General features: G+C 68.8%; 17 protein-coding genes and 1 pseudogene. 9 read left to right on the top strand and 9 right to left on the bottom strand.

Annotation, left to right across the window (positions count from 1 at the left end):
* Window positions 1-159: 159 nt before the first annotated feature.
* Genes IE263_RS50395 through IE263_RS12760 form a run of 3 tightly spaced genes read left to right on the top strand, consistent with a single transcriptional unit; the run spans window position 160 to window position 1698 of the window.
* Window positions 160-420, top strand: coding sequence for a hypothetical protein (locus IE263_RS50395; protein WP_506005094.1), 261 nt, complete (start codon window positions 160-162; stop codon window positions 418-420).
* Complete coding sequence (locus IE263_RS48415) at window positions 395-886, top strand: HTD2 family dehydratase (RefSeq protein WP_229910945.1); 492 nt, start codon at window positions 395-397, stop codon at window positions 884-886. Before IE263_RS50395 ends, IE263_RS48415 begins: the two co-directional genes overlap by 26 nt.
* On the top strand, window positions 883-1698 hold the full coding sequence (locus tag IE263_RS12760) for an HpcH/HpaI aldolase/citrate lyase family protein (protein WP_189935549.1): 816 nt from the start codon (window positions 883-885) through the stop codon (window positions 1696-1698). The genes IE263_RS48415 and IE263_RS12760 overlap by 4 nt, the downstream gene beginning before the upstream one ends.
* Window positions 1699-1707: 9 nt before the next feature.
* Here the strand turns inward: IE263_RS12760 and IE263_RS12755 are convergent, their stop codons facing one another.
* From IE263_RS12755 to IE263_RS12745, 3 genes are all read right to left on the bottom strand, one after another.
* A complete protein-coding gene (locus IE263_RS12755) occupies window positions 1708-2382 on the bottom strand; it encodes a GntR family transcriptional regulator (RefSeq protein ID WP_189935547.1) in 675 nt (224 codons plus the stop codon).
* Between the two features lie 77 nt (window positions 2383-2459).
* Window positions 2460-3578 carry a DUF3500 domain-containing protein gene (locus IE263_RS12750; RefSeq protein WP_189935545.1) on the bottom strand — a complete coding sequence of 373 codons (1119 nt, stop codon included), beginning with the start codon at window positions 3576-3578 and terminating at the stop codon, window positions 2460-2462.
* Window positions 3579-3639: 61 nt separating this feature from the next.
* Complete coding sequence (locus IE263_RS12745) at window positions 3640-4410, bottom strand: fumarylacetoacetate hydrolase family protein (protein WP_229910944.1); 771 nt, start codon at window positions 4408-4410, stop codon at window positions 3640-3642.
* A gap of 134 nt (window positions 4411-4544) precedes the next feature.
* On the opposite strand from IE263_RS12745, the gene IE263_RS12740 reads away from it, so the two are divergent.
* Genes IE263_RS12740 through IE263_RS12730 form a run of 3 tightly spaced genes read left to right on the top strand, consistent with a single transcriptional unit; the run spans window position 4545 to window position 6831 of the window.
* Window positions 4545-5330 carry a 2-keto-4-pentenoate hydratase gene (locus tag IE263_RS12740; protein ID WP_189935543.1) on the top strand — a complete coding sequence of 262 codons (786 nt, stop codon included), beginning with the start codon at window positions 4545-4547 and terminating at the stop codon, window positions 5328-5330.
* A gap of 17 nt (window positions 5331-5347) precedes the next feature.
* Window positions 5348-6100, top strand: a complete 753-nt coding sequence (locus IE263_RS12735) for an HpcH/HpaI aldolase family protein (protein WP_229910943.1) — start codon at window positions 5348-5350, stop codon at window positions 6098-6100.
* Between the two features lie 38 nt (window positions 6101-6138).
* Window positions 6139-6831 carry an RraA family protein gene (locus IE263_RS12730; RefSeq protein WP_229910942.1) on the top strand — a complete coding sequence of 231 codons (693 nt, stop codon included), beginning with the start codon at window positions 6139-6141 and terminating at the stop codon, window positions 6829-6831.
* A 108-nt stretch (window positions 6832-6939) separates the two neighbouring features.
* Here the strand turns inward: IE263_RS12730 and hmgA are convergent, their stop codons facing one another.
* The 6 genes from hmgA to IE263_RS12700 all read right to left on the bottom strand — a co-directional run bounded on the left by hmgA (window position 6940) and on the right by IE263_RS12700 (window position 13850).
* Entirely contained in the window at window positions 6940-8277 is a 1338-nt protein-coding gene (gene hmgA, locus IE263_RS12725) for a homogentisate 1,2-dioxygenase (protein WP_189935537.1), read from the bottom strand.
* Window positions 8278-8315: 38 nt separating this feature from the next.
* On the bottom strand, window positions 8316-9503 hold the full coding sequence (locus tag IE263_RS12720; RefSeq protein ID WP_189935535.1) for a thiolase domain-containing protein: 1188 nt from the start codon (window positions 9501-9503) through the stop codon (window positions 8316-8318).
* Window positions 9500-10153, bottom strand: a complete 654-nt coding sequence (locus IE263_RS12715) for a CoA transferase subunit B (RefSeq protein ID WP_189935533.1) — start codon at window positions 10151-10153, stop codon at window positions 9500-9502. Before IE263_RS12715 ends, IE263_RS12720 begins: the two co-directional genes overlap by 4 nt.
* A 55-nt stretch (window positions 10154-10208) precedes the next feature.
* Complete coding sequence (locus tag IE263_RS12710; RefSeq protein WP_189935532.1) at window positions 10209-10922, bottom strand: CoA transferase subunit A; 714 nt, start codon at window positions 10920-10922, stop codon at window positions 10209-10211.
* A 295-nt stretch (window positions 10923-11217) separates the two neighbouring features.
* A complete protein-coding gene (gene mhpA / locus IE263_RS12705) occupies window positions 11218-12843 on the bottom strand; it encodes a bifunctional 3-(3-hydroxy-phenyl)propionate/3-hydroxycinnamic acid hydroxylase MhpA (RefSeq protein WP_189935530.1) in 1626 nt (541 codons plus the stop codon).
* Window positions 12840-13850 (bottom strand): fumarylacetoacetate hydrolase family protein, encoded by a 1011-nt coding sequence (locus IE263_RS12700; protein ID WP_189935528.1) that lies wholly within the window; start codon window positions 13848-13850, stop codon window positions 12840-12842. Before IE263_RS12700 ends, mhpA begins: the two co-directional genes overlap by 4 nt.
* 180 nt (window positions 13851-14030) lie before the next feature.
* Between IE263_RS12700 and IE263_RS12695 the strand changes: the two genes are divergently transcribed.
* The 3 genes and pseudogenes from IE263_RS12695 (at window position 14031) to IE263_RS12685 (ending at window position 17213) form a co-directional block, all read left to right on the top strand.
* Window positions 14031-14822 (top strand): IclR family transcriptional regulator, encoded by a 792-nt coding sequence (locus tag IE263_RS12695; protein ID WP_189935526.1) that lies wholly within the window; start codon window positions 14031-14033, stop codon window positions 14820-14822.
* Window positions 14823-15280: 458 nt separating this feature from the next.
* Window positions 15281-16422: pseudogene (locus tag IE263_RS12690) on the top strand (MMPL family transporter); the annotation flags it as partial.
* 134 nt (window positions 16423-16556) lie between these two features.
* Window positions 16557-17213 carry an NAD(P)-dependent oxidoreductase gene (locus tag IE263_RS12685; RefSeq protein WP_189935524.1) on the top strand — a complete coding sequence of 219 codons (657 nt, stop codon included), beginning with the start codon at window positions 16557-16559 and terminating at the stop codon, window positions 17211-17213.
* The last annotated feature ends 92 nt before the right edge of the window (window positions 17214-17305 follow it).

Genomic DNA, 17305 nt, shown 5'->3' with positions numbered 1-17305 from the left:
AGGACACACGGACGATGCAGCCCACTCCGCCCTCACTCGCCTCATACCTGGAGTCCTGGACTCCCGGGCCGGTCACCGACGAAGACCCCCTGCCCACCGGGCCGGTGGCCGCCCTCTCGGCGGTCCTGAACCTGCCCGACCCGGTCGCGAAGGCCGGGGATCCGCTCCCCCCCCCCGCTGTGGCACTGGCTGTACTTCCTCAGCTGGCCCGCCGGGCGGGATCTCGGCGCCGACGGCCACCCCCTCGACGGCCACTTCCTGCCGCCCGTCCCGCAGCGGCAGCGCATGTGGGCGGGCGGCCGCTGCGAGATCGCCCGGCCGCTGCTCCTGGGCGAGCCGGCCGAGCGGACCAGCAGCCTCGGCGCGGTGACCGCCAAGCAGGGCCGCACCGGAGATGCTGTTCGTCACCGAACGCCGTGAGTTCCGCCAGCACGGCCGTGTCTGCCTGGTGGAGGAACAGGACATGGTCTACCGGTCCGGGCGCACGGCGGGACAGCACCCGGCCGCCCTCGACGAATCCGCCTTCCCCCACCCCGACAGCCCGTGGCAGCTTCCGCTGCGCACGGATCCCGCCCTGCTGTTCCGGTTCAGCGCCCTGACCGCGAACGCCCACCGCATCCACTACGACGCCCCGTACTGCCGGGACGAGGAGGGCTACCCCGGAGTCGTCGTCCACGGCCCCCTGCTCGCCCTGCTCATGCTCGAGCTGCCCCGACGCCATGCCCCCGACCGGCCGTGGCGCTCACTGTCCTACCGGCTCCGGCGGCCGGTGTTCGCCGGCGAACACCTCATCGCCTGCGGCACTCCCGCGGGCGGCGGCGCCGAGCTGCACGTCGCCACCCACCGGGAACACCGGCACGCCACGGCCGAGGTGACCTTCGCATGACCGCGCCCCACGACCGGATCGCCACCGCGACCAGCCTCCTGTTCGTCCCGGGACACCGGCCCGACCGCTTCGACAAGGCGGCTTCCTCCGGTGCCGACCTGGTCGTCATCGACCTGGAGGACGCCGTCGCCCCCGAGGACAAGGACCGCGCCCGGGACAACGCCGCCGCCTGGCTCGCCCTCGGCAACCAGGCGGTCGTACGGATCAACCCGCCCGGCACCCCCTGGTCCGAGAGCGACCTCGCCGTGGCCGCCGACCACGGCTGCCCGGTGATGGTGCCCAAGGCCGAGGATCCGACGGTACTCACGGAACTCTCCGCCCGTACGGCCGGACGGTGCGCCCTCGTGCCGCTCATCGAGACGGCCCTCGGCGTCGGGCGGGCCCGCGAGGTATGCGCGGCACCCGGTGTCGTCCGGGCGGCCTTCGGCAACGTCGACCTCGCCGCCCAGCTCGGCGTCGCCCACGACGACCACGCGGCACTGACCTACGCCCGCTCCAGCCTGGTCCTCTCCTCGGCCGCCGCGGGCATCAGCCCGCCGATCGACGGCGTCACCACCGCTGTACGGGACAGGGAAGCCCTCGGCTCGGACATCGCCCACGCCCGACGCCTGGGCTTCACGGGCAAGCTCTGCGTCCACCCGTACCAGCTCCCGTACGTGACCGACGGATTCGCCCCCACCGCGGACGAACTGCACTGGGCCCGCGCCGTACTCCAGGCCGGTGACTCCGTCACGACTGTCGGCGGCCAGATGGTCGACAGGCCCGTCCTGGAACGCGCACGGCGCCTCCTGGCACTCGCCGCCCGCGCGTAGGGCGCGCACTCACTCGGCGCTTTGCCTGCGCTGCTCGATGAACGCCTGCAAGGTGTTCAGCCTGTGCTGCCGCGCGTAGCGCTCGACCTTGTCCGGTTCCGCACCCCGTTCGATGAGCGACAGCAACTCCTCGTGCTCCTCGACCGATTGGAGCGAGCGTGCCGGTACGAAGTCGAAGGGGGACCTTCTGATCCGGTCGAGGAGTTGCAGCTGCTTGCCGACCATGTTCAGCAGGTCGGTGTTCGGGCACCTGCTGCGCAGGATGGCGTGGAACTCGCCGTTCAGCCTGGCGAAGCTGACCGGGTCGAAGGATTCGCGGCTCCGGCGCATCTTCTCGTTCACCTCGCGGGCCGCCTCGAGGTCGTCCTCGGTGAGGTGCGGACCACTGAGCCCGACGGCGGCACCGTCGACCACCGCCAGCGCTTCCGCCGCCGTCTCGTACTGCGTCTCGTCGATCGCGACCCGGGCGCCGACGTTCCGCTCGAAGGTGACGTAGCCTTCGGCTTCCAGGAGCCGCACCGCCTCGCGTACCGGGACGGCGCTGACGGAGAACTCACGAGCCAGTTGTTCGAGGACCAGACGGTACCCCGGGCTGTAGGTGCCGTCCATGATGCGCTCGCGAAGTGCGCGGTAGACCAGCTGTGACTTCGACAGGCGAGTCGGTTGTGCATCGGGGGAAGGCATCGGTTCATCCTGCCGGTGGGTCTGGAACGTACAAGGGGCACAGCCGGCCGGGCGGGGCACCGGCATTCCTCAGCATGTCATCCCTCTGCGGGCACGGTGGACCGAGTCCGGCGGGACAGATGGTGATCGCTGTTCTTCGACTGTTCGTAATGGTCGATCAGCAGTGTGTGTCCCAGGTCGTTGTGATAGTCCCGCCAGACCGAGTGGATGTGATTGCCGCTGTCGATCGCGTTGTCGAACTCGATGAGCAACGTGTCGGTCTGGATCCGGTAGTAGTGCGACGTTCCGTGCTCGATCCCGCCCGCCCAACAGAAGAAGATCTTGTCGTCGTTCGTACCGTCGAGCGTGCGCAGATAGGTGTCGGCCAGTTCGTCGGGGATGCGGCCGACGTAGGTCCGGATGAGGTCCTTGACCAACGCGGACCCCCGGCTGTCCAGGTCGCATGCCGCCACCCCGCGCGGCCGGTCGGCCTCGAACTTGAGCGCCTCCCGATCCGCGTCCGAGATGCGGTAGCTGGGGATGCCCAGGTCGACGTAGTCGGGCAGCTCGACGCGGCCGATGCGCGGCACCTGCCGGGTGACGTAGTCGGCGGGAGCCACGTCGTGGATCACCGTCGCCTTGCGGTGTGCGTCCGACATGCCGTGCAGCAGTTCGAAGGCGAGTTCCTCGTCGTCCCTGAGCGGGTGGAAGACACCCGAGGGAACCGGCTGCGCACCCATGTTGCACGGTGTGACCGTCAGGTAGCGCTGACCGATGATCGTGTAGCTCAGGGAGAGGTGATGACCGAGGACTCGCCAGCCCCATGTGTCCTCGAAGCCGGGGCGGCCGAAGAACGAGAAGGAATAGTTGTCGGGATCGCGGAAGTCACCTGCGATGACGCCGAGGCCGCGCTCATGGACCTCCTTTTCGCGCAGCATGTTCTCCATGGCCATGATCTGCAGCGCTTGGCTGTAGCCCCGTGTGCTCAGGCCCGAAGCCAGCAGGTGCTGGGCCAGGGTTCGTTGGTGGCCGTGAAGCATCGACATCGCGATCCCGGTGCGATCGGGCTTCGGGATGAAGTCCCAGTCGAGGCGTCGGGGATCGGACATGGGATAAGAAGCGATGGCACGCTGCTCGGGCGTCAGTGAGTTCAAGAGCGCCCACGTGGTGAACAGCATCCGTTTGATGGTGTCGGGGGCCTCGTATGGCGCAGTCACCTGGGTGAGTCCTTGGCTTCTCTGGGTGGACATGGTGTCGATCCGGCAGTGCGGGCGACGGCTACCCGCGCGGGGTGGGGCCCGTGGCCTGAGGGGCAGGGTGCCCGTATGCCGCCGCCTTCGCGGCTGCGTCGGCCTGTGGAGCCGGCAGTAGCGATCCGACGCGGTAGTCGTCCTTGGCGATCGACGTGCGCAGGCGGCCGGTCGACGTTCGAGTTCCGTTCACGTGAGTGCCGGCCACTTCGACCTCGACCACATCCCCGGGCTGTGCGACGGAGGAGCCGGCTGGCGTGCCGGTCAGGATCACGTCACCCGGCTGCAGCGTCATGAACCGTGACAGATCCGCGATCAAGTAGGCGAAGTCGAACAGCATGTCGTCCGCGACTCGCGCGTCCTGCTCCAGCCGACCGTTCGCGTAGGTCTGGAGGTGCAGGCTCGAAGGGTCGAGCTGTGCCGCGTCCAGTATGGCCGGGCCGATCGGGGTGCATCCGTCGAGGCCCTTGGAGTGGACGTTCGACCCGGGGTCGGCATAGCGCAGGTCGTACAGGCCGAAGTCGTTCGCCGCCGTCACCCCGCTGACGTGTCGCCAGGCGGTGTCACGGCTGACGCGGTGCGCTTCGGCTCCGATGATGAGGGCGATCTCTCCCTCGAAGGCCAGGAGTTCACAGTCGGCGGGCACGCCGAGCACGGAATCGGAGGGCGCCAGGGTTGACGGCGCCTTGAGGAAGTACGACGGGAACGCGGGCGTCCTGCCGCGCTGATCGGCGCGACTTCGGTAGTTGAGGTGGACGGCCACCATCTTCGAAGGCCGATCGTGGAGTGGGTTGATCACCAGAGCGTCCTTTCGTCATCGCAGCGACTGAGGGTGGGCCGGTGGACCCGGTCCGCGCCTGACTCGCTGGCGTCATGCATGGTTTCATATCTGCAATCGTATATGATGTTACCTCACGATTGGCGGGAGGGTACATGCTCGAACATGCGCGCATCGAGGAGATCGCCGACGAGTTGGCCAAAGCGGGTCACAGCCGCACGGTGGTGCCTCTGCTGACGGCCCGCAACCCGGGAATGACGGTTGAGGATGCCTACGCCGTGCAGAGGCTGTGGTCGCGGCGGCGTGAAGAGGAAGGTCACACCGTTGTCGGACACAAGATCGGCCTGACGTCCCGGGTGATGCAGGAGGCGACCGGCATCGCCGAGCCTGACTACGGCGTCATCTTCGACGACATGGTTCTTGAGAGCGGTGCCGACGTCCCACACGACAATTTCTCCAACGTGCGAGTCGAAGTCGAACTGGCCTTCGTGCTGAGTCGGCCGCTCACGGGACCGCGCTGCACGGTCTTCGACGTTCTCGCCGCAACCCAGTACGTCGTACCGGCGATCGAGATCCTCAACTCCCACATCGAGCTCGCGGGACGAACAATCGTCGACACGATCAGCGACAACGCGGCCATGGGAGCCATGGTGGTCGGTGGTCGTCCCGTGCCCGTCGGCGACATCGACCTGCGGCGCGTCGGCACGCTCCTCTACCGCAACCAGACCATCGAGGAGACCGGCCTCGCCGCCGGCGTGCTGGGCAACCCCGCCAACGGAGTCGCGTGGCTGGCGAACAAGCTGTTCCAGCACGGCACGACGCTCAGCGCAGGCCACATCGTGCTCTCGGGATCCTTCACCCGTCCCCTGTGGGTCGAGCGCGGTGACACGATCCATGCCGACTACGGGAACCTGGGGGCGGTCACATGTCGCTTCGTCTAGACCCGACATTCGCTTCGGTGCTCGCCGACGCGGACCGGACACTGATCGGGATGTGGGTATGCAGCGGCAGCCCCCTTGTCGCCGAGATCTGCGCCGGCAGTGGCCTCGACTGGCTGCTCATCGACACGGAGCACAGCCCCGGCGACCTCATGACGCTGCAGAGCCAGCTGCAAGCAACCCACGCCTACCCGATCACCCCGGTGGTACGGCCCCCCAGTGCCGACCCGGTCATGATCAAGCAGTATCTCGACCTCGGCGTCCAGAACTTGCTGATTCCGATGATCGACGATGGTGCGCAGGCCAGGGAGGTGGCACGAGCCGTCACCTATCCACCGGAGGGGATCCGCGGGGTCGGCAGCGCGCTGGCTCGCGGGTCGCGCTGGAACCGGGTGCCGAACTACTTGGGACAGGCCCGGGAAACGCTCTCGGCGTATGTGCAGGTCGAGTCCGACACCGCGGTGAAGAACATCGCGGAGATCGCCACTACACCCGGCATCGACGGCGTCTTCGTCGGCCCGTCCGATCTGGCGGCATCCATGGGGTTGTTGGGCCAACAGGATCACCCGGATGTCATACACGCCGTCACCACCTGCATCACGGCCGCGAGGCGTGCCGGAAGGAAGGCCGGAGTGAACGCGTTCGCCCCCGCCCTCGCCCAGCGCTACATCGAAGCGGGTGCCGACTTCATCCTCGTCGGCGCCGACGTCGACCTGCTGGCGCGGGGCAGTGAGCGGTTGATGTCCGCCTACACGGGGGGAGGCACGTCGTGAACGGAGGAAACCGAGTCACGAAGGGCACCCGAGCCACGTTGGACGCCGAAGTGCGGGACAAGTTGAGGCACACTGCCGTTGCCACGATCAGCGCGGAACTGCGTCAGCGGGGCTACCCGGACATGTCGATCGACGGCGTTCACTCCCGCTTGCCGGGCAGCAAGCTCATCGGCCCTGCTCGAACGCTCCGCTTCGTCGCCTACCGGCCTGACCTCTCCGATGAGTACGGATCCGGTTACAACGCCCAGAAACAAGCCTTCGACGACCTCCGGGCCGGCGACGTGCTGGTGATCGAGGCACGCCAGGATCCCTCCACGGGGACGTTCGGCGATGCTCTCGCCCTTCGCGCCAAGGTGCTCGGCGCTTCCGGAATCGTCAGCGACGGTGGCGTTCGGGACTCGGTCGCTGTCGCTGACATCGGCCTTCCGACCTTCACCCAGTCGGTTCACCCCGCGGTCCTCGGCCGACGCCATGTCCCCTGGGAGAGGGACACAACGATCACGTGCGGGGGAGTGGCGGTCCAGCCCGGGGACATCGTGGTCGGAGACGACGACGGTGTCGTCGTCATCCCGGCACACCTCGTCGAAGAGGTGGCCGACGCCGCGGCCGACCAAGAGAAACAAGACGCCTGGGTGGCAGAGCGGATCGCGGAAGGGAATCCGGTCGAGGGACTGTTCCCTCCTACTGGTCGCTGGAAGCAGGGGTTCGACAAGTGGCGCGAGAGTCACTGACAATGCCGGGCAGCCTGCGACGCTGACTGTCCGTCCGGATCTGGTCGCTTCACAAGCGCTTCCGGCCCGCCATGGGGTGCGGGCCGGACGACGTGTTGTACGGCGGTGTCAGCCCTCGAAGTGGCGCTGGAGGCCGTTCCAGACCGCGTCGTAGTCCTCCTGAAGCGTCGGCAGCGCGAGGGCGGCGGCGGTCGGGATGATGGGCAGTCGGGTCTCGAACAGGAACGTGAGCCCGTTGTCGATCTTGCGCGGCTTGAGCTCCGCCGTGCTGGCGGTCTCGTAGGTCTCACGGTCGGGGCCGTGCGAGGCGAAGCAGTTGTGCAGGCTGGCGCCGCCGGGGAGGAAGCCTTCGGCCTTCGCGTCGTAGGTGCCGTGCACGAGTCCCACGAACTCGCTCATGACGTTGCGGTGGAACCACGGCGGACGGAAGGTGTTCTCGGCGACGAGCCAGCGGTCCGGGAAGATCGCGAAGTCGGCGTTCGCCGTCCCGGGGATTCCGCTGGGCGAGGTCAGCACGGTGTAGATCGACGGGTCCGGGTGGTCGAACGAGATCGTGCCGATCACCATGAAGTTGCTGAGGTTGTACTTGTAGGGCGCGAGGTTGCCGTGCCAGCCGACGACGTCGAGGGGGGAGTGGTCGTAGTCGGAGACCCACAGGTTGCCGAGGTACTTGTTGAAGACCTGTACCTCCTCGTCCCGGTCCTCGAAGGCCGCCGTCGGGTACTGGAAGTCCCGGTGGTTGGCCAGGCCGTTGGCGCCGATCGGGCCGAGCTCGGGCAGCCTGAAGATCTGGCCGTAGTTCTCCAGGATGTATCCGCGGGCCACGCCGTCGGGCAGCTCCACCTTGAAGCGGAGGCCGCGGGGAATGACGAGGATCTCGCCGGGAGAGACCGCGAGGACGCCGAGTTCCGTGGCGACGCGCAGACCGCCCTGCTGCGGGACGATCAGCATCTCGCCGTCGCTGTTGACGAAGTACTCGCGGTCCATCGACCTGGCCGCGGCGTACATGTGGATGGCGACGCCCGACTGTGCGCGCACATCGCCGTTGCCGCCGATGGTGAACAGCGACTCGACGAACGTCTTCGGCTCGGCCGGGAACTCGTAGGGGTCCCACCGCAGGCGGTTGGGGGCAGGGGCGGCGTTCGCGATCGGGCTCGCGGCCAGGCTGCCGGCATCCAGCTGCTGGAACGGGGAGTGCTTGGCGGAGGGGCGGATGCGGTAGACCCACGTACGAAGGTTGTCCTGGCGCGGCGCCGTGAACGAGGTGCCGCTCAGCTGCTCGGCGTAGAGGCCCAGCGGTGCCTTCTGCGGGCTGTTGCGGCCCTGTGGGAGGGCCCCCGGGACGGCTTCGGTGACGTGCTGGTTGCCGAAACCCGAGAGATACGCGAGGTCGCGCGCGGAAGCCGGTCCGGTGGTGTTGGTGACTGACGTGTCAACAGTGGTCATGAGTGTCTCCATGAGGTGTTCGGGGGCCTGGGGCGGGCTCAGGTCGCCTCCAGGACGCTGACGTAGTTGGCCACCGCGAGCCCGCCCATGTTGTGCACGGCGGCGCGACGCGCTCCCGGCAGCTGCATGTCACCGGCGGTGCCGGACAGTTGCATTGCCGCCATCACGTGCTGGGAGACCCCGGTGGCGCCGACCGGGTGGCCCTTGCTCTTCAACCCGCCGGAGAGGTTCACCGGCAGACTGCCGCCCCGGAACACGGTGCCCTCGTCGAGCGCGACGCGCCCCTTCCCTCGAGGTGCGATTCCGAGCACCTCGTACATCACCAACTCGGCGATCGTGAAGCAGTCGTGCAGTTCGATCAGGTCCAGGTCACCCAGTTCCACGCCGGCCATGCGTTTCGCGCGGTTCCAGGCTGCGGCGCTGCCGGCGAACTCGACGGGGTCGCGTTTGTCGGCGGGCAGGAAGTCGTTCGCCTGGCCGAAGCCGATCAGCCGGACGGGGCTCTGGGCCGCGCCGCGGCTCGGCGCGGTCGTGAGGACGAGGGCCGCCGCGCCGTCGGAGACCGGCGAGCAGTCGGTGCGCCGCAACGGACCGGCGACGACGGGGTTCTTGGGCGAGGTCGTCGCGCAGTACTCGGGGGTGAGCTCCTTGTGGAGGTGAGCCCACGGATTGGCCAGGCCGTTGCGGTGGTTCTTCGCGGCGATCCGCCCGAGAACGTCGTCCAGGCCGCCGTAACGCTCCTGATAGGCCTCGGCGACCGTGGCGAACAGCCCGGCGAAACCGGTGCGGGACTCCTGGCCGGCGAGCTCGTAGTCGGCCCCGAGCAGGGCGGCACCGACCTGCTCCGCCGGGGCGTGGGACATCTTCTCGGCGCCGATCACCAGGACGGTCCGAGCGGTGCCCGCGAGAAGGGACTTGACGCCGCCATGGACGGCCGCCGAGCCGGAGGCGCAGGCGTTCTCGACCCGGGTGGCGGGTACGCCGAACAAGTCGTCGGAGATCTGGAGTGCCAGGGACGAGGCGAAGGCGAGTGGCCAGAGGCCCGAGTTGAACTGGCCGAACCAGATCTCGTCGACGTCCCCGGCGTCGATCCCCGCGGCGGCGATCGCGTCGCCGGCGGCTGCGATGACGAGGTCTTCGAGGGACTGGTCACGCAGTGAGCCGAAGCGCGTGTGCCCCCAACCGGAGATGACGATGTCGGTTCCGAAGGTCTGGGCGAGAGTCATGCCGCCGCCTCGTATGCGGAGCCGACGGTGAACTCGGCCTCGGTGACGGCACGGAGCTCGTCGACCGTCACCCCGGGGGCGGTCCGGGCAAGCACCAGGCCGCCCTCGACGACGTCGAAGACGGCGAGGTCGGTGATGACACGGTCCACGACGCCGACACCGGTCAGCGGGAGGGTGCACTTGCGGACGATCTTGGAGGAGCCGTCCTTGGCGAGGTGGGTCGTCAGGGCGATCACGCGGCGTGCTCCCGCGACCAGATCCATGGCTCCGCCCATGCCTTTGACGACGGATCCCGGGATGCTCCAGTTGGCGAGGTCTCCGGAGCCCGACACCTGCATGGCTCCCAGGATCGTGAGGTCGACGTGCCCGCCGCGGATCATCGCGAAGGAGGCGGCCGAGTCGAAGATGCTGCCGCCGGGCAACACCGTGACGGTCTGCTTGCCCGCGTTGATCAAGTCGGCGTCCTCGTCCCCCTCGTAGGGGAACGGGCCCATGCCCAGAAGACCGTTCTCACTCTGGAGGGTGACCTTCACGCCCTCGGGGAGGTGGTTGGCGACCAGGGTGGGGATGCCGATGCCGAGGTTGACATAGGCGCCGTCTCTCAGTTCGGAGGCGGCGATGGCGGCCATCTCGTCACGCGACCATGTCATGACAACTCCTCTTCTTCACACGCGGCTCTTCTTGCTCGGCTTGTGCGGCACGCGCTCACGCGGACGTCTTGGCCCGCTGCCGCGTGGTGCGCTGCTCGATGTGCTTGAACCGGCTCGACGTCCGTATGACGCGCTGGACGTAGATGCTCGGCGTGACCACGTGGTCGGGATGGATCTCACCCTCGTCGACGACCTCGTCGACCTCGGCCACGGTGACCCGGCCGGCCGTCGCGACGACCGGGTTGAAGTTGCGGGCGGTGTAGCGGTAGACGAGGTTGCCGGCGGTGTCCGCGCGGTGGGCCCGCACCAGCGCGAGGTCGGCGACCAGGCCCCGTTCGAGCACGTACTCGACTCCGTCGAAGACCTCGGTCTGCTTGCCCGCCGCGACCTCGGTGCCCACCCCCGTGCGGGTGTAGAAGGCGGGGATCCCGGCGCCGCCCGCACGGAGCCGTTCGGCCAGGGTGCCCTGGGGGTTGAACTCCACCTCGAGCACTCCGTCGAGGTACTGCTGCGCGAAGAGCTTGTTCTCACCCACGTAGGAGGCGATGACCTTGCGGACCTGGCCGCCCTCGATGAGGACGCCGAGGCCGATCCCGTCCACCCCCATGTTGTTGGAGATGACGGTGAGGTCCCGGACGCCCGATGCGCGGACCGCCGCGATCAGGTCGTCGGGGATGCCGCTCAGGCCGAACCCGCCTACGGCCAGGGTCATCCCGTCGGACAGCAGTTCGTGCAGCGCCTCGGTGGCGGTGGGGTGAATGACAGCCATGTCGGTTCCTTTCACGGCCGGTTCGTCGGCAGAGCGGGAGGGGACGGGGAGTTGAGGATCGGCTTGGGCGAAGGGGGAGACGTCTCAGCGGTTCTGGCGAAGTCCGGCGCGGTACCGCGCCCCGTAAGGGGCGCGGGGCTGTATCGATATGCGGCTCCGCCGCGATGGGGGTCCCCCCCGCTCATGGGGGTCCCCCCGCTCGAGCGAAGCCGAGAGTGGGGGAGGAGCCGAGAGTGGGGAAGCGACCAGCCCCCACCGGCCCGCGGGTTTGTCACCGTTCATCCAGCGGAGCGCCTCAGTGCCGTTCGACGACCGGCTCGGACGCGAGCACCTCTCCCCGCAGGCACAGCTCCTCCACGAGCCCGAGGACCGCGCCTTGAGAGGTGGCCGTGCCATAGACGTAACGGTCCGGCCGGACGACCGCCCAGGAGATCCCCAGCTGGGAGGCCCAGTCCACGAGGGTGCCGTCGAGGTCGACCACCTCCGCGTCCGCCGTCCCGGTCGCCGTACGGCCGTTCTCGCCACCGGTCGATCTCCTGACAGCTACGTGCCGGGCACCGAGTGCTCGGCACGCGCTCTCGAAGAACCGTCCGGTGCCGTCGCCTGCGCAGGCCCGGGATTCGTCGTCGTTCTCGATGCTCACGACGGCGAACCAGTCGCCCAGTACCTCGTCGAGGCGGACCCGGTCACCGCCCGCGTCCCTCACCCACGGCTGAGGGAACTGGGTGCCCGCCGCCACGTTCGGCGGCGACGCGATCAGCCCTGCCGACAGCGGCGGTATGACCTGCTGCCGGGTGGGGTCCGGACGCAGTCGGCGTGCCTCGCGGAGCCGGGCGTCCCGAGCCCTCGCGCGGTCCGGATCGAGCTCGCCGATGATCTTGCCGAACTCCTTCGCGAGCCCGACGACCTCGCGCACGTGCGGACGCATTTCGGCCTCGTAGGTGTCCAACACGTCTTCAGGCCAGCCGCGCTTGGCGACGGCGTCGAGTTTCCAGGCGAGTCCGGCGGCATCCCGGATTCCGGAGCACATGCCCTGCCCGAGGAAGGGCGGCATCTGATGAGCCGCGTCGCCGGCGAGCAGGATGCGTCCGCGTCGCCAGTTGTCGGCGACCAGGGCGTGGAACCGGTAGACGGCGACCCGGGCGATCTCGACAGCGTCGACATCGACGAAATGGGACAGGACCCTTCTCAGCACGGCATCGTCTTTGAAGTCCTGGGGGTCTTCCGACGGAAGCACCTTGATCTCCCAGCGCCGGAGCGAGCCCGGTCCGATGATGAAGGAGCCCGGCCGGGAGGGCTGACAGTACTGCGTGGCCCTGGAGGGAAGGTCGGTGTCGGCGACGAGGTTGGCGTCGACGATCACCCACCACTCGTCGAAATCGAGGTCGGTGATCGTGGGCTCGACGAGTGAGCGGGTCCGGCTCCTCGCGCCGTCGCAACCGACCAGGAACTCCGCCTCGACGCGTTCCGTCTCTCCGTCGTGCTCAAGGACGACCACGACCGAGTCCGCGTTCTCGGCCGCGTCGACGAGCGAGGTCCCCGGTCGCTGTTCGACGTTCCCGTAGCGCTCCAGCTCCCGCCTCAACCGGGATTCGAGCCAGGGCTGGTAGAAGAGGAAGTTCGCTTCCCAACCCAGCGGGTTCGGAGGCGGAGCCGGGTAGAACGTCTTGATGAGTCGGCCGTCGACGCCGAGATAGTCCGATCCCGGATGAGGGATGCTCTCGCGTGCGACCTCATCGGCGATGCCGATGGCCTGGAAGGTTCTCATCACCTCGTGATCGGCGGTGATCGCCCGGGGCAGCGGATACACCTCGTGCGCGGGGTCCACGATCAGGACGCTCCACCCTCTGCGAGCGAGGAGATGGGCGAGAGTGACCCCGGTCGGGCCCATGCCCGCGATCACCGCGTCGTACCGCTTCATCGCCGCTCGCCCGCAGGCTCGCCCGTCTTGTTCATCGCCGTGATGCGGTGCTCGAGCGGGCCGAAGACCGACTCTCCGTCGGAGAAGGCCTCCATTTCGAGCACGTCGCCATGACGGAGCCAGGGGGTGCGTACGGCGCCGTAGGTCGAGGTCTCCCAGATGCGCACCTCGGCGAGACATCCGTGCCCGCTCTCGGCGCCCTCGTTGGAGACCGCGCCCGCGCCGAGGATGGTGCCGGCGGCGAGGTCTCGCGTACGAGCGGCGTGGGCGATGAACTGCGGGTACGTGAAGTACATGCCGGTGCCCGAGTCGGGTTCGCCGACGATCGATCCGTTGCGGCTGGTCCGCACCCGGAGGTGGACGCGCTCACCGTCCCACCGGCTGCCGAGCTCGTCGGGGGTCACCGCCGCGAGGGCGAAGCCGCTGGTCGGCTTCGCCTGGAGGAATCCGAAGCCCTTGGGAAGCTCGGTCTGCGTCAGGGTCCGCAGCGTGTAGTCGTTGAGCAGGACGAACAGCTTGATGTGGGCCCCCGCCTGCTCGACGGGGGTGCCCATCGGAACGTCGTCGAGCACGACCGCGATCTCGGCCTCGTAGTCGAGACCGAGCTCCTCGTCGGGGATCACCATCTCGTCCCGGGCCTTGAGGAAACGGTCGGACAGGCCCTGGTACATCAGGGGCTCCGTCTCCCAGTTCGGCGGCATTTCCGCCCCTCGAGCCGCTCGCGCCTTGCGCATGTGGTCGAGGTAGCCGGAGCCGTCGAGGAACTGGTGGCTCCTGGGAAGCGGACTCGCCATCTCGAGGTCGTCGACGCGCAGGGCGCCGGTCACGCCGTCCCCGTCGAGGGCCTCGCTCAGTTTCCGCAGCGGCTCCTCCACCTCGGTCCAGTTCTCGAGCGCGGCCTGGAGCGTCGACGCGATCCCGGTCGCCGGCACGGCACGGGTCAGTGTGCGATCGAGGACGACGAGAGTGCCGTCACGGCCTCCTTCAACCAAACTGCCCAGCTTCACTGTGCGGTCCTTCCCAGTCGGTCGGCTTTGCGTCACCCATTGAAGAGACCGTCCGCACAGCTGTCAGGAGAGGTTTCCGTTTATCGGAAAGACGGTTCTCCCTCCTCTTTCGTGCGGCCACTGGGCTGTTGCATGGGCTGCTCTTGACTTCGGAGGTCCAAGGGATCCACTATCCGGACCATGCCGCAGACAGGAGCCGTGGGCTCGCTCAAGCGTGGAGTCGTCGTACTGAAGGCTCTCGCGAGCGCCGGGCCCGGCGGTCTCGCGCTGACCCAGATCGCCGAGAGATGCGGCCTGCCCCACTCGTCCGCCCACCGAGTCCTGAGCCAGCTCCGCGAAGCTCATCTGGTGCGCCAGGACGCACCCGACGGCATGTACTCGCTCGGACCGCTCGCCTTCGAGCTCGGTGTCGCCGCCGCCCAGCAGTTCGACATCCGGAGCCGTAGCCGCCCTGCCCTGGTCACGCTCGCGACCGAATTGGGTGACACCGTCTTCCTCATGATGCGCAGCGGGTCGGAGGCCGTCTGTCTGGAAGTCGAAAGCGGCCCGGCGCCCATTCAGGTCGTCACCCTGCGCATCGGCAGCCGCCGTCCGCTCGGTGTGGGCGCCGCCGGTCTCGCCATCCTCGCGGCCATCGAGCAACCGGAACGCGACGACGTGCTGAGCGACGTCGTGGAGCCGCTCGAGCACGACTGGGGGATCACCGAACAGACCCTCGACGAGCTCATCGCCCAGACCCGACGCCAGGGCTTCGCCTACATCGAGGACCAGATCACTCCGGGCGTCGCCGCGGTGGGGATGCCGATCCTCGACCTGTTCGGGCAGCCGGCCGGCAGCGTCGGCGTCGCGGCACCGATCAGTCGCATGCCGACGGCCCGGGTGCGGGACGTGGCCGACGCCGTGGGACGCGCGGTCGGCCACATCCAGAATCGGCTCTTCGCGCACGGATCACGAGCTCGGCGAACCAGGTGATCGTGACCTCGTCGAGCGCGCACGTGCGCTGCTGCTCGATCTCGACGCCCCGCCCCTTCCGGGGACCTGCTCGCCGGCCACTGGGACGACCTGCCGCGTCGTGCCGGGTCGCTGAAGTACGGCCACGCCACCGGCGCATCGGCGCGGCTCGCGGCCGCCCGTGGCGCTGACGGCAGGTCAGCCGGGCGCGATGCGGAGGCCCTGCCCCTGCGGTGTGGCCGACGCCCGGCTCACCGGAACGCGTCGGGCAAGGTCGCCGCATGGCGGGAGTTGACCTGGCGACACTCCGCGCGGGGCCTCGGGTCTGCTCAGCAGTCGCTCTCGGGGGCGAGCGCCTCGCGCTGAGCCGTCTGGGCCACCCGCATGAGGAGATGGCGGAGTTGGCGGGCGTCGTCCTCGTCGAGGTCGGCGAGCAGGCGTGCCTCGGCGAGGGAGAGGCTGTGTTGGGCGCCGCCACGTCCGGCCCCTGGGTCCGCTGGGCCGCTCTGGTCGAGCGGCGCCCGCGAGTGCTGTCCCTGGTCGCACTGGTGGTGATGGTCACCCTCACCCTTCCCGTGTTCTCCCTGCGCCTGGGGTCGTCCGACGCGGGCAACAACCCGGCGTCCACCACCACCCGCAAGGCCTACGACCTGCTGGCCGACGGGTTCGGCCCCGGCTTCAACGGGCCGCTGCAGCTGGTCGCCGAGGCCCCCTCGGCCGCGGACAAGGCCGCCCTGACGGAACTGTCCGCCCGGCTGGAGAACGTCGAAGGGGTGGCGAGCGTCAACGCGATGCCCATCCGGCCCGGCTCCACGGTGGGCATCGTCCAGGTCGTCCCCACCACCTCCCCCCAGGACGAGGAGACCTCCGACCTGATCGACCGCCTGCGCGACGAGGTGATCCCCGCAGCCGAGAAGGGCACCGCGCTGAAGGTCCACGTCGGCGGACCGACCGCCATATTCGACGACTTCGCGACCGTGCTCACCGGCAAGCTGCCGCTGTTCATCGCGGTGATCGTCATCCTCGGCGGGCTGCTGCTCATGCTCGCTTTCCGCAGCCTGCTGATCCCGGCCGTCGCGGCGGTGATGAACCTGCTGGCCGCCGGAGCCTCTTTCGGCATCCTGATCGCGGTGTTCCAGTGGGGCTGGGGCTCGGCAGGGCGGGTCCGGTGGAAGCCTTCCTCCCCGTGATGATGATCTCCATCCTGTTCGGCCTGGCTATGGACTACCAGGTGTTCCTGGTCAGCCGGATGCACGAGGAATGGGTGCAGACCAAAGACAACGCCCGAGCGGTGCGCGTCGGCCAGGTGGAGACGGCGCGGGTCATCACCGCCGCCTCCGCCATCATGGTCTGCGTCTTCATCGCCTTCGTCTTCGGCGGCCAGCGCACGATCGCCGAGTTCGGTATCGGCCTGTCTGCCGCGGTCGCCCTGGACGCCTTCGTCCTGCGCACCATCCTGGTCCCGGCATCCATGCACCTGTTCGGCAAGGCCAACCGGTGGCTCCCGGCCTGGCTGGACCGCAGGATGCCCCACCTCCCCGTCGACCCGCCCGACGAACCCCTCCCGGCCCCTTCGCCGGACAGCCCCACCCCGGAACCCGAGCCATCCACCCGCCCCTGAAGACCGTTCCGCACAGCGAGGTGGACAAGGCACTTGTGTTCATCAACCTCCTCCATCAGGCCGCAGCGCGACCGCTCCCGTCCCGCGACCGCCCAAGCCACGTCCGTCGTCTGACCCCTACCTAGGTGAGTGTTATGACCAACCTGCTCATCCTCGGCGGCAGTGGCCGCACCGGAATCCATGTGCTCACTCAGGCCGCCGCACGCGGCCACCGGGTCCGCGCGCTGGTGCGCAACCCCGACACCGTCCAGGCTCCGGTCGGCGTCGAGCTGATCCAGGGCACGCCCTCGAACATCGACGACATCCGCAAGGCCGCCCAGGGCAGCGAGGCGGTGATCAGCGCGCTCAACAACTCCCGTGCATCCGACAACCCCTGGGCCAAGTCCGTCAGCCCACCCATGTTCATGACCGACGCCACCCGCAACACCCTGACCGTGATGGGCGAGCAGAACATCCGCCGGATCGTCCTCACCTCCACGCAGAACACCGGAGACGGCCGGGCCTCGGTCAACCCGGCCTTCAAGGCCCTCGTCAAGCTCTCCAACCTCAAGGCCACCTTCGACGACCACGACGGCGTGGACGAGGCCGTGCGCGCCTCCGACACCGACTGGACCCTCGTCCGGGCGGTCTTGCTCGCCGACAAGCCCGTCGTCACCCCGGTGCGGGCCGCCGAGGCCGGGACCGACAAGCCGGGCACGCGGATCAACCGCGCCGACCTCGCCGGCTTCCTCCTGGACACCGTCGAGCAGGGCACGTGGAGCCACAAGGCGCCGGTCGTCTGGAACGCATGAGGATGAACACCCCGCGCCCGTCATGTCTGCGATCGGAGGACGACCATGTCCTCCGATCGCTGCCTTGGACGCCGGCGCCGGCTGTGGGTCGG

Origin of the sequence: Streptomyces aurantiogriseus (assembly GCF_014649375.1) — a bacterium.
Classification (GTDB): Bacteria; Actinomycetota; Actinomycetes; order Streptomycetales; family Streptomycetaceae; genus Streptomyces; species Streptomyces aurantiogriseus.
Note: the sequence above shows the minus strand (reverse complement) of the source record. Positions and strands in the feature narration are given on the sequence as shown.